Source organism: Loktanella sp. DSM 29012 (genome assembly GCF_900110705.1).
Lineage (GTDB): Bacteria > Pseudomonadota > Alphaproteobacteria > Rhodobacterales > Rhodobacteraceae > Loktanella > Loktanella gaetbuli.
This window is the reverse complement of the sequence record NZ_FOEJ01000004.1, coordinates 403,578-420,579: the sequence shown is the minus strand read 5'-3', so window position 1 is coordinate 420,579 and position 17,002 is coordinate 403,578. Positions and strand designations below refer to the sequence as shown.

Sequence of the window (17,002 nt, the reverse complement as noted above, 5' to 3'; positions counted from 1 at the left end):
CCCGTCCTGCATCTCTGCGTCTCCGGTGAGGGGGCTTCTACGGTTACACGCCGACACCCGCAAGCACCTTTTTCAAGAAATATCGATTTTTTCGCAAAAAAGTTCAGACTGCCCAAAATCTAGTGGTTACGGTTCTCAAAACACCAAGTCGCGGACCGTCGTTCTGGCCAGCATCCCACAGGAGCCCAAAGATGCGCCCCTTTCTCTGCCTCATTGTCCTGACAGTCCTGTTTGCTTGCGGCGAATCCACATCGCGGATCACGCCACCACCACACGGCAGCGTCCGGATCGCGACCCACAACGTCCATTACATCGTATTGGACCAGGCAACCGGGACCTGGTCGGTCGGTGACTGGGAAGATCGCAAGGAATCGGCAGATCAGGCCTTCAAGGCGCTCGACGCCGACATCGTCGCCTTTCAGGAGATGGAAAGCTTTGGACGCGGCGATACCGACAACATCAATCTGCACCGTGATTGGCTGCTGCAAAACAACCCCGACTATGCGGCGGGTGCCAACGGTGATTCCGCGGTGTTTCCATCGACCCAGCCGATCTTCTACCGCACCGCACGATTCGAGATGCTGGACCAGGGGTGGTTCTTCTTTTCGGACACACCGGACGTGATCTATTCGCGCACCTTCAACGGCAGCTATCCGGCCTTTGCCAGCTGGGTCCAGCTACGTGACCGCAACGACGGCAAGACCCTTACAATATACAACGTCCATTTCGAGTTCAGCTCCGGGTCGAACCGGCTGTTGTCGGCAGAACTGACCGTCGACCGCATGGCCCCGCGGCTGGCAGCAGGAGAACGCGTCGTTCTGACAGGCGATCTGAACGCATTGCGCAGTTTCAGGACGGCGCAGATTTTCAAGGATGCAGGCTTCATCTTTGCCCCCGTACCGGGATCAACGTACCACCTGAACCGCGGCATCAACCTGTTCGGGGCGATTGATCATCTGGCCGCCTCTGGCCCAGTCAGCCTGATCGGGGAACCCCAGGTCCTGCGGCGCAAGTTCGACGGGCGCTGGCCATCGGACCATTATCCCGTCATCGGCGATTTCGTTTTGCGGTAGGCCTTCCGCAAGGTCCTGCGTGGACTTTGAACACTGTCGCGTTAGCTCTTTACCCAAACCTTGGCGAGAAAGGACAGATCGCATGACCACGTTTACTGTTAATGGAGAAGAGCGCACGGTCGACGTGCCAGGCGATACGCCACTGCTGTGGGTTCTGCGGGACGAGCTGAAACTGACCGGCACCAAATTCGGCTGCGGCGTGGCGCAATGCGGTGCCTGCACCGTCATGCTGGACGGCACAACGCGCCGGTCCTGTGTCACGCCCGTATCCACCCTCGAAGGTGCCAACATCACCACGATCGAGGGCCTCGACACCCCAGAGGCCGAGGCCGTTCAGGCCGCGTGGGCAAAACTGGATGTGCCGCAATGTGGCTGGTGCCAATCCGGTCAGGTCGTCAGCGCCTCTGCCCTGCTTTACGAGATTCCCAATCCCACCGACGAGGACATCGACAACGCGATGGCCGGCAACATCTGCCGCTGCGCCACCTATGTCCGCATCCGCCAAGGCATCAAAGATGCCGCCAAAGCGTTGGAGACCTGAACATGACCCATCAGAATCGCCGCCAGTTTCTGGCCTCTGCCGCCGGTCTGACCATTGCGGTCGCCCTGCCGATGAAAGGCCGCGCGCAATCAGGTGCCGCGAATGCCTTTGCCGCTGACGGCAGCGGCAGCTTTGCCCCCAATGCGTTCATCCGGGTGGCAGCCGACGACACCGTCACCGTCATGATCAAACATATCGAAATCGGTCAGGGTGCCTACACCGGCCTTGCGACCCTCGTGGCCGAGGATCTGGACGCCGACTGGGCGCAGATGCGCGCCGAGGCAGCCCCTCTGGATAACGAGAAATACAAGAACCTCTTTTTCGGCCTGCAAGGCACTGGCGGGTCCACAGGTCTGGCCAACAGCTATACCCAGATGCGCAAGGCCGGTGCCGCTGCCCGCGCAATGCTGGTGCAGGCTGCCGCTGCCGAATGGGGCGTCGATGCATCCGAGATTACCGTAACCAAGGGCGTGATCACCCACGGTGACAAAACCTCGACCTTTGGCCCAATGGCCGCCAAGGCCGCCGAGATGACCCCGCCAGAGGATCCGCCGCTCAAGCCCGCGTCGGAATTTGTCTATATCGGCACCGACCTGCCCCGCCTCGATTCGCCGTCAAAGTCCAACGGCAGTGCGATGTTCACGATGGATATCGACATCGACGGCATGGAAACCGTCGTTGTCGCCCACCCGCCGATGCTGGGTGGCACCGTCGCCAGTTATGACGACACCGACGCGGTCGCTGTGCCCGGTGTTACAGCTGTGCGCCAGATTCCGCAGGGCGTTGCCGTTTACGCCACCTCCACCGCAGCCGCGATCAAGGGGCGGTCCATGCTATCCGTCGAATGGGACACCTCTGCCGCTGAAACACGCAGCTCTGCGCAGATGATGGACGATTTCGCCGCCATGGTCGGCAGCGATACGGCCAAGACTGCAGAATCTGCGGGCGACGTTGCCACAGCCCTCGAAAACGCAGCGCAGACGGTCGAGATGGAATTCCGCTTTCCCTATCTCGCCCACGCACCCCTCGAACCGCTCGACGCGGTGGTCGAGGTCAAGGACGGCAGCGCCACCGCCTGGGGCGGCTGGCAATTCCCCGGTTTCGACAACCAGTCGGTGGCCGGTGCGCTGGGGATGGACCCCGCGAATGTGGCAATGGTCACGATGCTGGCCGGCGGGTCATTTGGCCGTCGCGCACAGCCCAGCGCCCATATCGGTGCAGAAATCGGCGCAATTGCCGCTGCAGCGGGCCGTGATGGGGCCTGGAAACTGGTCTGGACCCGCGAGGACGATCTGCACGGCGGCTACTACCGCCCGATGACCGTGCACCACCTGCGCGGTGGTCTGGATGCCGACGGCAATATAACCGCATGGCACAACACCGTCGTAAACCAATCCATCATGGCGGGCACCCCGATGGAGGCGATGATGCAGGACGGGTTGGACCCGACCTCATACGAGGGCGCGACCAAGATGCCCTATGACCTGACGGACATGCAGGTCGACTGGATCCGCGCCGAAAGCCCGGTTTCCGTGCTCTGGTGGCGGTCCGTGGGTCACACGCACACCGCCTATGCGACCGAAGTGTTCCTGGATCATCTGCTGGAACTGGGTGGCAAGGACCCCGTGCAGGGCCGCCTTGATCTGCTGCGCCCCGACATGACCCGTGACCGCGTCGTGCTGGAACGCGTTGCCGAAATGGCCGGCTGGGACGGCCAGAAGGTCAAGAACGGCAAAGGCTACGGCGTGGCGCTGCACGAGAGTTTCAGCACCTATACCGCGCAGATCGTCGAAGTCGAAGACAAGGACGGCTTTCCCAAGGTGACGAATGTCTGGTGCGCCGTGGATTGCGGCGTGGCCGTAACGCCCAACGTGATCCGCGCCCAGATCGAGGGCGGAATCGGGTTCGGCTTGTCGTCGATCCTGCATGACGAACTGTCACTGGCCGAAGGCGGCATGGTCGAGCAAAGCAATTTCGACACCTACCGCGTGCTGCGCATCAACGAGATGCCGAACGTCATGGTCGACATCATCGCATCAGAGGTCGATCCGACGGGTGTGGGCGAACCCGGCACCCCGCCCATCGGCCCGGCACTTGCGAACGCATGGCGCGCGCTCAAGGGCGAGAACGTCACCACCCTGCCCTTTTCCAAATCCGTCGGAGCGTAAGCCATGATGAAAACCCTCACCCGCCTTGGCCTGATCGCAGCTCTTGCATGGGCGGCACCGGTCAGTGCCGAAACCGTCAACGGCCTGCGGACCGTCGACGAATTTGCGGATATCGCCGACGAATCGGAACGGTCGGTCGCCCTGTTCAACGAGCTGATGGTCGTGATCGAACACCCGCGCTGCCTGAATTGTCACCCGGTCGGCGATGTGCCGTTGCAGGGCGATGACATGCAGCCGCACCAGCCCCCGGTCGTGCGCGGCGTGGGTGGCATGGGCGCGCCGGGCATGCGGTGCAGCACCTGTCACGGGGCGGAAAACGTCACCTATACCAGCGGCGATGGATCAATTCCCGGTCACGTGCCGTGGCATCTGGCCCCCATCGAAATGGGCTGGGTCGGTAAATCAGCCACCGAAATCTGCGAACAGATCAAGGACCCGGCCCGCAACGGCAACCTCGATCTGGCTGGCCTGCACGAACACAACGCTGAGGACGGCCTTGTGGGTTGGGGCTGGGAACCGGGTGTTGGCCGCGAACCGGCACCGGGCACGCAGGCGATCTTTGGTGATCTGACGCAGGCCTGGATCGACACTGGCGCTGTCTGCCCCGCCACCTGAATACGGCATAAGCCCCGGCCCAGCGCCGGGGCTTTTCATATCCGGCTGAACGCTGCCTCGAACGACAGGGCCGGGCGCGCGACCGCCTCGCCAGTCGTGACCAGTTCAATCAACTGCGCAAAGACGTTACGGGCCGCGATTGGCCATAACGCTTCGTCCACATCCCGATAGACAGCGGCGGTGATCTGCGAAATTCCAGTCGGTGTATGGGACAAGACACCCAGCACGGCCGCGCGGCGTTCCGTACGGTGCGCAATCAACCAGTCGATCCGGGCCGCAGGATCGTCCACCGGTGCCCCATGTCCGGGATACAGGACCGCACCGCCCCATGCCCGCAACCGCCGGCAGGACGCGATGAAATCGCTGACATCGCCGTCGGGCGGCGACACGAGCGACGTTGCCCATTCCATCACCAGATCACCGGAAAAAACGGCATCCCCCCACTTGAGGCAGATATGATTGCCCATATGCCCCGGCGTGTGCAGGACATGAACAGCGCCTGCCGGTGTTTCGATGACCGCGCCATCGCCAACCGTCACATCGGGCGCAAAACGCGTATCCACCCCCTCGCCACCACCTGCATAGCCCTGCGCGACCAGATCCTGCATCACGGCACTGCGCCCTGCGTCGCTGGGACCATAGGCCAGCACAGGCGCACCCGTCCGGGCGGCCAGTCGTGCGGCCAGCGGCGAATGATCCAGATGCGCGTGGGTCACAAGGATATGGCTGACCTGTGCTGCACCGATGGCATCCGTCAGTGCCGCCAGATGCGCCGCGTCATCCGGGCCGGGGTCAACCACCACGAGGTCAGCGTCGCCCAACAGATAGGTATTCGTCCCGCGATAGGTCATGGGTGACGGATTGGGGGCCAGAACACGCCGCAGGCCGGGCCCCAGGCGCACGGCCTCGCCCGGTATCGGATCGAACTCTTTCATCGCTTTCCCCCATGCTGCCGCGTCGCTAGTGTTATTGCCATGTTCCTCGCATGGCTCAAACCCTATCTGCCGCGCGGCCTTTATACCCGCGCGCTGCTGATCCTGATCCTGCCGATCCTGCTGCTTCAGCTGGGGGTGTCGATCCTGTTCATCAACCGCCATTTCGACGGTGTCACCGAACAGATGACGGACGCGGTCAGCATTGAACTGCAATTCCTGATCGAGACAGCCAATCAGGCCCCGGACGCCGATACCGCCCGATCAAGGGTCGCGGATATCGCTGACCCGTTGCAACTGGCCGTCAGCTGGCCTGCCGCAATTCCCGGCCAGACCCGCGCCCGCACATGGAGCGATTTCACCGCCGACGCAGTCGCAGCCCGCCTGCGATTTCGTATCCCGCAGATCGACGCGATTTCGATGATCGACAAGGACTTCGTCCGGATCTGGATCGACACGCGCCACGGCCCGATGCAGATCGAGGTCAACCGCAGGCGCGTGTCCGCGTCCAACCCCCATCAGCTCTTGGTGATCATGGTGGTTCTGGGGGTCATCCTGACTGCGATCTCCTTTGTTTTCCTGCGCAACCAACTGCGCCCGATCCAGCGGATGGCCGTGGCCGCCACCGACTATGGCAAGGGCCGGATCACCCACTACCACCCTTCTGGCGCGACCGAAGTCCGCGCCGCGGGCATGGCCTTTCTCGACATGCGCAATCGTCTGGAACGGCAGATCCAGTCGCGCACCATGATGTTGTCGGGCGTCAGCCACGATCTGCGCACGCCGCTGACGCGCTTGCGGCTGGGCCTATCCCTGCTGGATGAGGATGACGCCGCACCGCTGCTGCAGGATGTCGACGACATGCAGCGCCAGCTTGACGCCTTTCTCGATTTTGCCCGGTCAGATCATGGCGATGCGCTGGTCCGCGTGTCACCGCAGCAACTGGTGCGCGACATTCACGGTGATTTTCAGCGCGCGCGGGGACAGCTGTTTCTAGGCACGCTGTCGGGACCCGATGCCCCCGTCCCCCTGCGCGAGGTGGCGATTCGCCGGGCCCTGGACAATCTGTGCAACAACGCGCTGCGCTATGGTAGCCGCGCCGAAATCTCGGTTTATGTGACCGACCGCGCGGTCCGTTTTGTCGTCGATGACGATGGCCCCGGTATCCCAGTCGATCGCCGCGAAGAGGCCGTGCGCCCGTTTACCCGGCTCGACCCTGCCCGAAATCAGGATACTGGCACTGGCGTGGGCCTGGGCCTTGCCATCGTGTCGGACATCGCCCGCAGTCACGGTGGCGTCCTGCGCCTGACGGAATCGGACAGCCTGGGCGGTCTGCGCGCGGAACTGGTCCTCGCCCGCTAGGCCCCCGCGCCCTATGTTGTCGGCCAGGAGGACGCGCCATGTCGATCAATACGCAGACAATTTCAGCAGGTCAGGCACTGGACGCCCTGCGCGCGGGCTTTGCCGCGCAAACCGCAGGACAAATGACCGCAAGCTGGATGCTGCACGGTCGTCCCGGTATCGGCAAAACCGAGATCGTCACCCAGCTCGCGGCAGAGACAGGCAGCCAGTTGTTCGACCTGCGACTGACCACGATCGAACCCGCCGATCTGCGTGGCCTTCCGTTCTATGACCACGACAGCAAGCGCACCGTCTGGTATCCGCCCCAGGACCTGCCCAGCGACCCCAATCGGCCGGCGATCCTGTTTCTGGACGAACTCACTGCCGCCGCCCCCGCGCTGCAACCCACCGTCTATGGCCTGCTACAGGAACGGCGCGTTGGTCAATTCGCCCTGCCGGACAGCACGTTCATCGTGGCCGCCGGCAATGCCGTCGAGGATGGTGCCATCGCCTATGACATGGGCACGGCCCTGTCCGACCGGCTGATCCATCTGTCCTTGCGGGCCGAGGCCGGCGACTGGATCACCCGCTATGCGGTGCCGCGCGGCCTGCATCCCAGCGTCATCGCCTTTATCCGCACGCGCCCGGATCTGCTGGACACGACCGAGGATTGCCTGCGCCGCGGGGCGATGATCGCGGCGACACCGCGCAGTTGGGCGCGGGTCAGCACCCTGCTGCATGCCATTGATGACGCATCCCTGCGCGACACGCTGATCGCAGGCACGGTGGGCGACGCAGTAGCCGCCGAATTCACCCTGATCGCGCGCGACATCGCAAGCACCGTTCAGGCACAGGCCATGATCGAGGCGACACCGGCCGAACGCGCGGACCTCTACCCGCGCAGCCTGCATGGACTGACGGCACTGACCTATGCGCTCATTGCCCTGGCGGACCGTGACAACATGCCTGCCGTGATCACGGTCATGGCCGGAATCATGGACCTCGCCGCGCGGGATGAACATTTTGCCACGCTGCCGACGCGCGAACTGACGACCTACGGATTCGAGCTGCTGATCGACCGCGCGCTGGCCCAGGGCTGGCAAGAGGCATTCCGCGATTCGGCGGCCTATGCGGACTATCTCGCACGCCGCGACGCATCGTGAACCGCCATTCCAGCCGCGCAACCGCAGCCCTGACCGCATTGGCCGAGGCCGATCCGGCGCTGGCCGCCTTGTCGCTGTGGTGCGACCACCGCGACGGCGACACGACGGCAACTGCTGGCACGACCATCACCTATGGACCCGATTTTGCCGCGCTATCACGCCCCGAACAGATGGGGCTTGCCGCGCACCATATCCTGCATGTGGCCTTGCGCCACTCTGCGCGGCTGAACGATCTCAGGCGCAGGCTTGGGGACACCTTCGATTCGCAACTCTGGCAGCTCTGCGCCGATGCGCTGGTGAACGAGGCGCTGTTGCAATCAGACCATGCGCTGCCGCGTCCCGCCGTGACGCTGACCGGCCTTCTGGACAGCATCGGCCAAGAGGTAAGCGGGCCACAGGCATTGGCCGATTGGGACAGCGACCGGCTGTATTTCACGATCATGGGGGCCATCGGTGACAAACGTGCCGCAGGTGACGCCCGCGCCTATGCCAGACAACAGGCCTTTGCAGGGGACATCCGCCCCGGCGACGGCGCGGACGACCAGCAAGGCGGGGACCGCGAACAGGCCGCCGCATGGGCACAGCACATGGCACGGGCCTTGCAGGCGGGTCGCACCGCTGGCCGTGGTCTTGGACTGATCGGTCACCGCATCGCAGACATCCCCGCACCGCGTACCCCGTGGGAAATTGTCTTGCGCCGCCTGCTGACGGCGGCCATCACGGTTGCCCCCCAGACCAGCCCGATGCGTCCGACCCGGCGCTGGATCGCAGGCACCGCACAAGCGCGGGCCGATGCAACACGGCAGCCAGGGTTTCAGGCGGGCCACAGGCCATTTACCGACGTGCCGCGCATCGCGGTCGCCGTCGATGCCTCTGGCAGCATCGATGATGCACGGCTGGCGATGTTCTGGGCAGAGGTGCTGGGCATCACCCGTCGCCTGCGGGCCGAGGTAGTACTGATCATCTTTGACGAAGCGGTGCGATCTGTCAGCCGGATCGACGCCGCGGCGCAGACCGTACCCCTTCCCGATCTGCCGCGTGGCGGTGGCACTGATTTTCAGCCTGTCATCGCAGCGGCGCAAACGGATGGTGCCACAGCACTGGTGATCCTGACGGACCTCGACGGCCCGACGGGGCCTGCGCCCAAGGGTCTGAAAGTGTTCTGGGCGGTGCCGCAACCGGGCGATCTGATGCCAACCTTCGGGCAGGTCATCGATTTGTCAGCCTAACGCCGCCGCCAGTCGCGCATGCGCCGAGACGCCCTTCGCGTCAAAGGTGATGTCGCGCAGGAACTGGTTCTGGCTTTGGTTGATGCGTTGCAACCTGCGTTCGGACAGATCGCCCTGAAACAGACCGTCGCGCAGGATCTGCATTTCGGTCGGGGTCAGCGACAGCACCTCTGGCCCCTTGTCCCACTGCACCGAAACATAGGTCAGCGGAGGCGCTGTCCACAGGTCGGATTGTTCGATCACCAGATGCAATTCGCCCTGTTTCAACCCGCGATGGGCCGCGATCCGGGTCAGGACCGCACGTGCCTGGGCGCGCAACGCATCCAGCCCCCGGTCTGCCGCTGCCGGATCGATCAGCCGCGCGCGACGCGACGCCGGCACACGCAAGACGCGGGTTTCCAGCCACCAGATCAAAATCAGCATCAGCACTGGCGCCTGCGACAGCGGCAGGGCCGCACCGTTCCAGATCAAGGCCACCACGACCAGCGGGGTGAGCGTCAGAAAATATCGCAGGATCTGGAATTCCACGATGATCCGCAAAAACAATCCAGGCCCCATACCGCGCGGCCAGACCGTCGCGCGGCCAAAGAACTTGCGCGGTAATTGCCGCACCTTCAGCACAGACGGATTACGGATCGTGTCATGGGTGACGATCAACACGCCGCGTCCAACCTGTCAGAAGCCTTTGTCATCGCGACAGTTTGCCCGCCGCACGGATGCGGGGCAAGCACGGGACAGTTGACAGCTGCGCGACCAATGATCACCCATGGGCCATGACACAGACACTTCTGGCCCAGCCACTGACCGCCGCAGCCTTTGCCCCGTTCGGGGATGTGCTCGATGCCACCGGTGCACCGGACAAGCTGATCAACGCTGACCTGTGCGGCCGCTATCACGACCGTGCGGCACTGGATTTCGCGGATGGTCGCGCAGGTATCAGTATTTTTGACGCAGTACCGCGCAGCCTGCCCTATGCCTTTGATCTGGTGGAACGCCACCCAAAGGGGTCGCAGGCCTTTGTTCCGATGCACCAGAACCCCTGGCTGGTCATTGTAGCCCCGGACGCAGGTGGCCGACCGGGCGACCCGTTGGCATTTCTGGTCGGACCCGGACAGGCAATCAATTTTCACAAGGGCACGTGGCACGGCGTGCTGACACCCTTGCACGCGCCGGGCCTGTTCGCCGTGATCGACCGGATCGGCGCAGGCACCAACCTGCAAGAGGTACGATACCCTGCACCCTGGCACGTGATCGCCTGATCCCGAAACGCGATACGCCGCCGGATTGCTCCGGCGGCGTATCCTGTGCGCAATATGGTGCCGATCAGACGTCGAAACGATCCAGATCCATCACCTTGGCAAAGGCCCGGACGAATGCCTTGACGAAACGGGCGTTGTCGCAGGCATAGGTTTCGGACAATGCGCGCAACTGGCTGTTTGAGCCGAACAGCAGATCAACCTGCGTGCCAGTCCATTTCACCTGACCAGTTGCACGGTCGCGGCCTTCGAACGTGCCTTCGTATTCATCGACGGCCTTCCATTCGTTCGACATGCTCAGCAAGTTGACAAAGAAGTCATTGCTCAGCGTGCCGGGACGGTCGGTGAACACACCATGATCGGTGCTGCCGTAGTTCGCACCCAGAACGCGCAGACCACCGACCAGCACCGTCATTTCTGGCGCTGTCAACGTCAGCAACTGAGCCTTGTCGACCAGCAGCTCGCCCGGCGTCGCGGTAAAGTCCTTTTGCAGATAGTTGCGGAAACCATCCGCCTGCGGTTCCAGAACATCGACGGATTCGACATCCGTCTGATCCTGGCTTGCGTCCATCCGGCCCGGCGTAAAGGGCACCGTGATGTCCTGGCCACCTTCGTGGGCGGCCTTTTCCACAGCGGCGACACCGCCCAGCACGATGATATCGGCCAGTGACACGCGCTTGTTCCCGGTCTGGGCGTCGTTGAACGCGGTTTGAACCGCCTCCAGCTTGGCCAGCCGGTCACCCAGCGTATCGGGCTCGTTCACGTCCCAGCCGTTCATCGGGGCCAGACGGATGCGCGCACCATTGGCACCACCCCGGCAGTCGGACCCGCGGAACGTGGATGCGCTGGCCCATGCAGTCGTGACCAATTCCGAGACCGTCAGGCCGCTGTCCAGCAGCTTGGCCTTGAGGTCGGCGATATCCGCATCGTCGACCAGATCGTGATCGCGTGCCGGAATCGGGTCCTGCCACAGCAGGTCCTCTTGCGGCACCCAAGGGCCAAGGTATGTGTCCTTGGGGCCCATGTCGCGGTGGCACAATTTGAACCAGGCGCGGGCAAAGGCGTCTGCGAACTGGTCGGGGTTCTTGTGGAACCGCTCCGAGATCTCGCGGTAGATAGGATCAACCTTGAGCGCGAGGTCAGAGGTCGCCATCATCGGCGCGTGTGTCTTGGACGGGTCATGCGCATCCGGCACGGTCCCTGCCAATGCACCATCCTTGGGGGTCCACTGTTTCGCACCCGCGGGGGATGTCGTCAGTTCCCACTCATGGTTCAGCAAAGTATCGAAATAGCTGTTGTCCCAGGTGATCGGTGTCGCCGTCCATGCGCCCTCGAGCCCGGACGAAATGGTGTCGACGCCCTTGCCCGAGTTGAAACCGCTTGCCCAGCCAAAGCCCTGCGAGGCGATGCCAGCACCCTCTGGCTCTGCGCCGATCAGCGTGGGATCACCCGCGCCGTGGGTTTTGCCAAAGGTGTGACCGCCTGCGACCAGTGCCACGGTTTCTTCGTCATTCATCGCCATCCGGGCGAATGTGTCACGGATGTCGTGGGCAGAGGCCTGCGGATCGGGGTTTCCGTCCGGGCCTTCGGGGTTGACGTAGATCAGACCCATCTGCACGGCGGCCAGCGGGTTTTCCAGCTCGCGTTCGCCGGAATAACGGCTCAGCGGGTTGTCGGACGGGGCAAGCCATTCGTCCTCTTGTCCCCAGTAGATGTCCTCTTCGGGTTCCCAGATGTCCTCGCGGCCACCGGCAAAGCCAAAGGTCTTGAAACCCATGGTTTCCAGCGCGACGTTCCCGGTCAGGATCATCAGGTCGGCCCAGCTGATCGCGTCACCGTATTTCTGCTTGATCGGCCACAGCAGGCGGCGCGCCTTGTCCAGGTTCACGTTGTCGGGCCAGCTGTTCAGCGGAGCGAAACGCTGGCTGCCGGACGTCGAACCACCGCGACCGTCGGCGGTGCGGTAGGTGCCGGCGCTATGCCATGCCATGCGGATAAAGAACGGACCATAGTGGCCATAATCGGCAGGCCACCAGTCCTGACTGTCGGTCATCAGTGCCTCGAGGTCCTTCCACAGGGCGTCCTTGTCCAGCGCCTCGAATGCCTCGGCATAGTTGAAATCCGGTTCCATCGGGCTGACCTGCGGCGTATTCTGCGACAGGATTTTCAGGTTCAGCTGGTTTGGCCACCAGTCACGGTTGCCACGGGAATTGTTGCGCGCATGCGGGCGGGCGTGCCCTGCAACGGGACAGTTGCGGATATCGCCCTTGGGATTGCCGTCCATGATCAGCTCCTCTGCTATCGGAATCTGGAATTGTTCTAGACTGACAAAACGATTAGATGAAGTTGTATTTTCTAATCGCTTCGATAGGTTTTCCTGATGTCAGCTCTTACCCTGAAACAGCTTCGATATTTCGAGGCACTTGCCGCGCAAGGTCATTTCGGACGGGCCGCCGCCGTGGTGGCGATCAGTCAACCTGCCTTGTCCATGCAGATCAAGGAACTGGAAGATTCGCTGGGCACCCTCCTGTTCGAACGGTCTGCGCGGCAGGTCCGACTGACCCCTTTTGGAGAGGTCTTTGCGCCGCGCGCGCGCGAAATCCTGCGGGCGGTGGACGAGGTGACGGATCTGGCGCGATTGACCCAAGGCGGGGCGCTGACCCGGCTGCGGTTGGGAATCATTCCAACGATCGCCCCCTATCTGCTGCCGCGTGTCATCGCAGCACTGGGTCAGACGCATCCGGGGCTGGATCTGCGGTTGCGCGAATCCGTCACCCAAACCCTGCTGGACGATCTGGACGCGGGTCGTCTGGATGCCGCGATCGTGGCACTGCCGATCTCGGAACCCGCACTGACGGAAATGACGCTGCTGGAGGAGGAGTTCGTGCTCGTGCGGCCACGCGCCGATGCGGACAGCCCGATTCCGTCGCCTGCGGCGCTGCGCGAAATGCGGCTGTTGTTGCTGGAAGAAGGCCATTGTTTCCGCGATCAGGCGCTGTCCTTTTGCCAGATGCCCGATACCCAGCCCAAGGAAATGCTGGACGGGTCGACCCTGTCGACGCTGGTGCAGATGGTGGGTTCGGGGATCGGCGTGACGCTGATCCCCGACATGGCCGTTGCCGTCGAAACGGCCTCGGCGCCTGTGTCCATCGCCCGTTTCCCCGGATCGCAGCCGCGCCGCACCGTCGGCATGGTCTGGCGGCAATCATCCGCACTGGGGGCCGCCCTGACGCAGGTTGGCCAGACCTTGCGGGACGCGGCCCGGATTGATCCCGCCTAGAACGGAATCAGCACCAGCGTAATGATCGGGAACGCCGCCAGCACGATTACCCGCAGGATGTCGGACCCGACGAAAAACAGCACCGCGCGGTAGGTCTCGCTCATCGGTGTGTCGCGGTCCATCGCGTTGATGATGAACAGGTTCATGCCCACGGGCGGTGTGATCAGGCCGACCTCGACCACGATCAGGACCAGAATGCCGAACCAGATCGCAACGCGTTCGGTGTTGATGCGGTCCAGCGCGCCTTCGGTCGCGCCCCGGATACCCAGTTCGCGCAGCTGGTCGCGGGTCAGCTCGATGCCCTGCGCGAGACTGGCCTGCGCCTCGGCCAGCAGGGCCGGTGCGACCTCTGCCCCGCTGGCGATCAGTTCCGCCAGCTTGCTGCCTTGTAGCTCGATCAAGGACACGAACCCGAAATCGAGCCCCTGCATGACCGGCCAAAAGATCGGGATCGTCAGCAGGATCATCGACAGGCTGTCCATCAGACAGCCCAGCAGCAGGTAGAACACGAGGATGAACGCCAGCACGACCCATGGCGAAAACCCCTGCCCCACAACCCAACCCGCGATTTCCTGCGGTACCTGTGTCAGGGCCAGAAACCCGTTGTAGAACGCAGCCCCCAACACGATGAAAAAGATCATCGCCGTGGATTTCGCCGTTACGGTAAAGGATTCGCCCAATGTCGCCCATGACAGGCCACCATTGACCCATGCAATGATCCCGGTGCCCATCGCACCGACTGCGGCACCTTCGGTCGGGGTGAACCAGCCTGCATAAATACCCCCGACGACGAGGCCAAAGACAAGAAGGACGGGCCAGACCGCCGCGAGTGCGCGCATCCGGTCGGCGTAATTGACCCGCGGCCGCGTGCCCGCCGCCTCTGGATACAGCCGGACATAGATCGAAATGACGGCGACATAACCCAAGGCCGCGATGATGCCGGGGATAAAGGCCGCGAGAAACAGTTTAGCGATATTCTGTTCCGTCAGGATGGCATAGATTACCAGCACGACCGACGGCGGGATCAGGATGCCCAACGTGCCACCGGCTGCCAGCGTGGCCGTCGAAAACCCACCGGCATAGCCGTAGCGGCGCATTTCCGGCAGCGCGACGCGCGACATGGTGGCCGCCGTCGCCAATGACGATCCGCAGATCGCGCCAAAACCCGCGCAGGCCCCGACCGCGGCCATGGCGACACCGCCCTTGCGGTGGCCCAGCCAGCCCTCAGCGGCCTTGAACAAGGCCTGTGACATGCCGCCGAGGGTCGCGAAGTGACCCATCAGCAAGAACATCGGAATGATCGACAGCGAATAGCTGGCAAAGGTCGTGTAGGTTTCGGATTTCAACCGTGCGAGGGGGATCGTCGTGTCGCCGGTGACCAGCACAAGTCCGACCAAACCGGCCAGAAACATCGCCAAACCGATGGGAACCCGCAGGAAAATCAGCCCCAGCAGGACCGGGAACGACAGAATGCCGATCAGTGTATCGCTCAATGGTCTGCTCCCAGGTCGGCGGGCAAGATGTCACGCCCGGTGGCGACCTCTGCCACACGGGTGGCCGCGATCCAGACCGATACGATCGCTGCGATGACAGCACCGATAAGGCTCAGCGCGTAGCCCCACCATACCGGGAATTCCAATAGAAACGTGGTTTGCCCGCTGGACAGCTTGCTCAGCAGCCCGGCGTATAGCTGAACCGCAAGCAGCACCATCACGGCGGCGAACACGGTGTCGATCGCGACCCGCAAGGCGCGGTTGATGCCCGGTGACATGCGCTGCGTAAAGATGTCGACAGAGGCATGGCCGCCCGTGATCTGGCACAGCGGCAAAAACGCAAAGATCGCAAAGGCGACCAGCGCCTCCGTCAGCTCGAAATCTCCGTTCACGGGACCGACGCCTGCCGCAATCAGCCAGTCGGCAAGGGCGGGCATCACCGACTGGGCGACGTCGCCGTGCAACATGCCGTTCAAGGTGCGTCCCAGCACGGAGACGCAGATCAGGATGACGATACCTGTCAGGACCAGACCGCCGATCCACGCCATGACCAGCGAAAGTCGATAGAAAAATCCGTACAAAACCGCCCCCCCCGGATAAAAGTGGCGGCCGCTGTGTGGCGGCCGCCCGTCGCATTGTCAGCGCGCTGACTTAGTTCGCTGCCTTGTATTCGTCCATCAGTGCCCGCGCGCGGTCGATCAGGGCCTGACCGTCATAGCCGCGTTCGTTCATGTCGGCGACCCAGCTTTCATAGATCGGCTGCACCGCAGGGACCCATTCTGCCTCGACCGTGGCCGCATCGATTTCTATGAAGTTGTTGCCCAGATCCTCTGCGATGGTCATGCCGCGTGCGTCAAAGTCCAGCATGACGTCAGCACCCAGCATGGAAAAATCCAGACCGGAATTGCTGTCGATCACGGCCTTTAGTTCGTCTGACAGCCCGTCATAGACACCTTGGTTCATCGCCACGATGAACGTCAGGGTATACAGGCCCGCCCCCTCGAATGACGTGTGATTTGACACCAGCTCCGAGCTGCGCACAGCGGTCGTTACCTCCCACGGCAGGGTGGTGCCGTCGATCACACCCTTGGACAGGGCCTCTGACACGCCGGGGACGGGCATGCCGACAGGTGTGGCACCGACCAGTTCCAGCATCTGGTTCACAAGACGCGAACCACCGCGGATTTTCATGCCTTCGAGGTCAGCGGGCGTTTCGACAGGGTCCTTGGTGTGGAACAGGCCCGGTCCGTGCACGAATGTCGCCAACATCTTCATGTTGGGGAAATCGGTTTCCCGCATGCTTTCTTCGTACATGGTCCAGTAGGCATAGGTCGCAGCGCGGGCGTCATCGACAAAGAACGGCAGCTCGAACACCTCGGTGGCGGGGAACCGGCCCGGCGTATAGCCCACGACGGTCCAGATCACGTCAGCCACACCGTCCTGCACCTGATCCACCAGCTCTGGCGGAACACCCCCCAGCTGCATGGCAGGATAGCGGTCGACCTTGATCGCGCCGTTGCTCTGTTCTTCGACGTTGTTGGCCCAGACCTCCAGCATCTGCGACGGGATCGCAGCCTGCTGCGGCAGCATCTGGTGCATTTTCAGCGTGACCTCCTGCGCCACGGCGGATGTTGCGGTCAGCGCGGCAAAGGCCAGCGCACTCGCGGCAGTCATCAGTGACCTGCGTGTCGTTTTCATTTCATTCCCTCCCTTTGGTGCGACGCAGGGTCACGGGGTCCGCTGCGTCATCGCCCGGAACTATCCCGACGCGGACCAGTTTAAGCAATGCTAAACTTGCCAGCGGCACAAAAGCGGGTGTAGCGATACCTGAACCATGGCTGACATTGAACGATCCGATCGCCGTCAGACATGGATGGGCCGCGACCGCCTTGCGGCTCCCAACAGAAAGGA

General features: G+C 63.0%; 15 protein-coding genes. 9 read left to right on the top strand and 6 right to left on the bottom strand.

The genetic code is table 11. The annotated features are described in order from the left end of the window. Window positions 1-191: 191 nt before the first annotated feature. The 4 genes from BMX27_RS11730 (at window position 192) to BMX27_RS11715 (ending at window position 4,397) form a co-directional block, all read left to right on the top strand. Window positions 192-1,073, top strand: a complete 882-nt coding sequence (locus BMX27_RS11730) for an endonuclease/exonuclease/phosphatase family protein (RefSeq protein ID WP_090159990.1) — start codon at window positions 192-194, stop codon at window positions 1,071-1,073. Window positions 1,074-1,155: 82 nt separating this feature from the next. After that, window positions 1,156-1,614: a (2Fe-2S)-binding protein gene (locus BMX27_RS11725; RefSeq protein ID WP_056037298.1), complete on the top strand. Its 459-nt coding sequence runs from the start codon at window positions 1,156-1,158 to the stop codon at window positions 1,612-1,614. A gap of 2 nt (window positions 1,615-1,616) precedes the next feature. Beyond that, window positions 1,617-3,782, top strand: a complete 2,166-nt coding sequence (locus BMX27_RS11720) for a xanthine dehydrogenase family protein molybdopterin-binding subunit (RefSeq protein ID WP_090159989.1) — start codon at window positions 1,617-1,619, stop codon at window positions 3,780-3,782. A 6-nt stretch (window positions 3,783-3,788) separates the two neighbouring features. Then, window positions 3,789-4,397 (top strand): Isoquinoline 1-oxidoreductase subunit, encoded by a 609-nt coding sequence (locus BMX27_RS11715; protein ID WP_090160030.1) that lies wholly within the window; start codon window positions 3,789-3,791, stop codon window positions 4,395-4,397. A gap of 35 nt (window positions 4,398-4,432) precedes the next feature. Here BMX27_RS11715 and BMX27_RS11710 read toward each other — a convergent pair whose 3' ends face one another. Then, window positions 4,433-5,332: an MBL fold metallo-hydrolase gene (locus BMX27_RS11710; protein WP_090159988.1), complete on the bottom strand. Its 900-nt coding sequence runs from the start codon at window positions 5,330-5,332 to the stop codon at window positions 4,433-4,435. A gap of 39 nt (window positions 5,333-5,371) precedes the next feature. Here BMX27_RS11710 and BMX27_RS11705 point away from each other — a divergent pair, with 39 nt between their 5' ends. From BMX27_RS11705 to BMX27_RS11695, 3 genes are read left to right on the top strand one after another with little or no spacing between them, the layout of a single operon-like run. Continuing rightward, a complete protein-coding gene (locus BMX27_RS11705) occupies window positions 5,372-6,691 on the top strand; it encodes an ATP-binding protein (RefSeq protein ID WP_090159987.1) in 1,320 nt (439 codons plus the stop codon). 38 nt (window positions 6,692-6,729) lie between these two features. Further along, the gene (locus BMX27_RS11700; protein WP_090159986.1) at window positions 6,730-7,833 is read left to right on the top strand and encodes an AAA family ATPase; all 1,104 of its coding nucleotides are present in this window, start codon (window positions 6,730-6,732) and stop codon (window positions 7,831-7,833) included. Then, on the top strand, window positions 7,830-9,062 hold the full coding sequence (locus BMX27_RS11695; protein WP_090159985.1) for a vWA domain-containing protein: 1,233 nt from the start codon (window positions 7,830-7,832) through the stop codon (window positions 9,060-9,062). Before BMX27_RS11700 ends, BMX27_RS11695 begins: the two co-directional genes overlap by 4 nt. Here BMX27_RS11695 and BMX27_RS11690 read toward each other — a convergent pair. After that, on the bottom strand, window positions 9,054-9,722 hold the full coding sequence (locus BMX27_RS11690; protein WP_090159984.1) for a hypothetical protein: 669 nt from the start codon (window positions 9,720-9,722) through the stop codon (window positions 9,054-9,056). The two genes, BMX27_RS11695 and BMX27_RS11690, sit on opposite strands and share 9 nt — an antisense overlap. Before the next feature lie 113 nt (window positions 9,723-9,835). Between BMX27_RS11690 and BMX27_RS11685 the strand changes: the two genes are divergently transcribed. Continuing rightward, window positions 9,836-10,321: an ureidoglycolate lyase gene (locus tag BMX27_RS11685; RefSeq protein WP_090159983.1), complete on the top strand. Its 486-nt coding sequence runs from the start codon at window positions 9,836-9,838 to the stop codon at window positions 10,319-10,321. A 64-nt stretch (window positions 10,322-10,385) separates the two neighbouring features. On the opposite strand, the gene katG is transcribed toward BMX27_RS11685, so the two are convergent. Beyond that, entirely contained in the window at window positions 10,386-12,602 is a 2,217-nt protein-coding gene (katG, locus tag BMX27_RS11680; protein ID WP_090159982.1) for a catalase/peroxidase HPI, read from the bottom strand. Window positions 12,603-12,698: 96 nt separating this feature from the next. Here katG and BMX27_RS11675 point away from each other — a divergent pair, with 96 nt between their 5' ends. Beyond that, complete coding sequence (locus BMX27_RS11675) at window positions 12,699-13,598, top strand: hydrogen peroxide-inducible genes activator (RefSeq protein WP_090159981.1); 900 nt, start codon at window positions 12,699-12,701, stop codon at window positions 13,596-13,598. Here the strand turns inward: BMX27_RS11675 and BMX27_RS11670 are convergent. From BMX27_RS11670 to BMX27_RS11660, 3 genes are all read right to left on the bottom strand, one after another. Then, window positions 13,595-15,091 (bottom strand): TRAP transporter large permease, encoded by a 1,497-nt coding sequence (locus tag BMX27_RS11670; RefSeq protein ID WP_090159980.1) that lies wholly within the window; start codon window positions 15,089-15,091, stop codon window positions 13,595-13,597. The genes BMX27_RS11675 and BMX27_RS11670 overlap by 4 nt on opposite strands. Then, window positions 15,088-15,672, bottom strand: coding sequence for a TRAP transporter small permease (locus BMX27_RS11665; protein ID WP_256212484.1), 585 nt, complete (start codon window positions 15,670-15,672; stop codon window positions 15,088-15,090). The genes BMX27_RS11670 and BMX27_RS11665 overlap by 4 nt, the downstream gene beginning before the upstream one ends. Window positions 15,673-15,742: 70 nt before the next feature. Continuing rightward, window positions 15,743-16,789: a TRAP transporter substrate-binding protein gene (locus BMX27_RS11660; protein WP_090159978.1), complete on the bottom strand. Its 1,047-nt coding sequence runs from the start codon at window positions 16,787-16,789 to the stop codon at window positions 15,743-15,745. Between the last annotated feature and the right edge of the window lie 213 nt (window positions 16,790-17,002).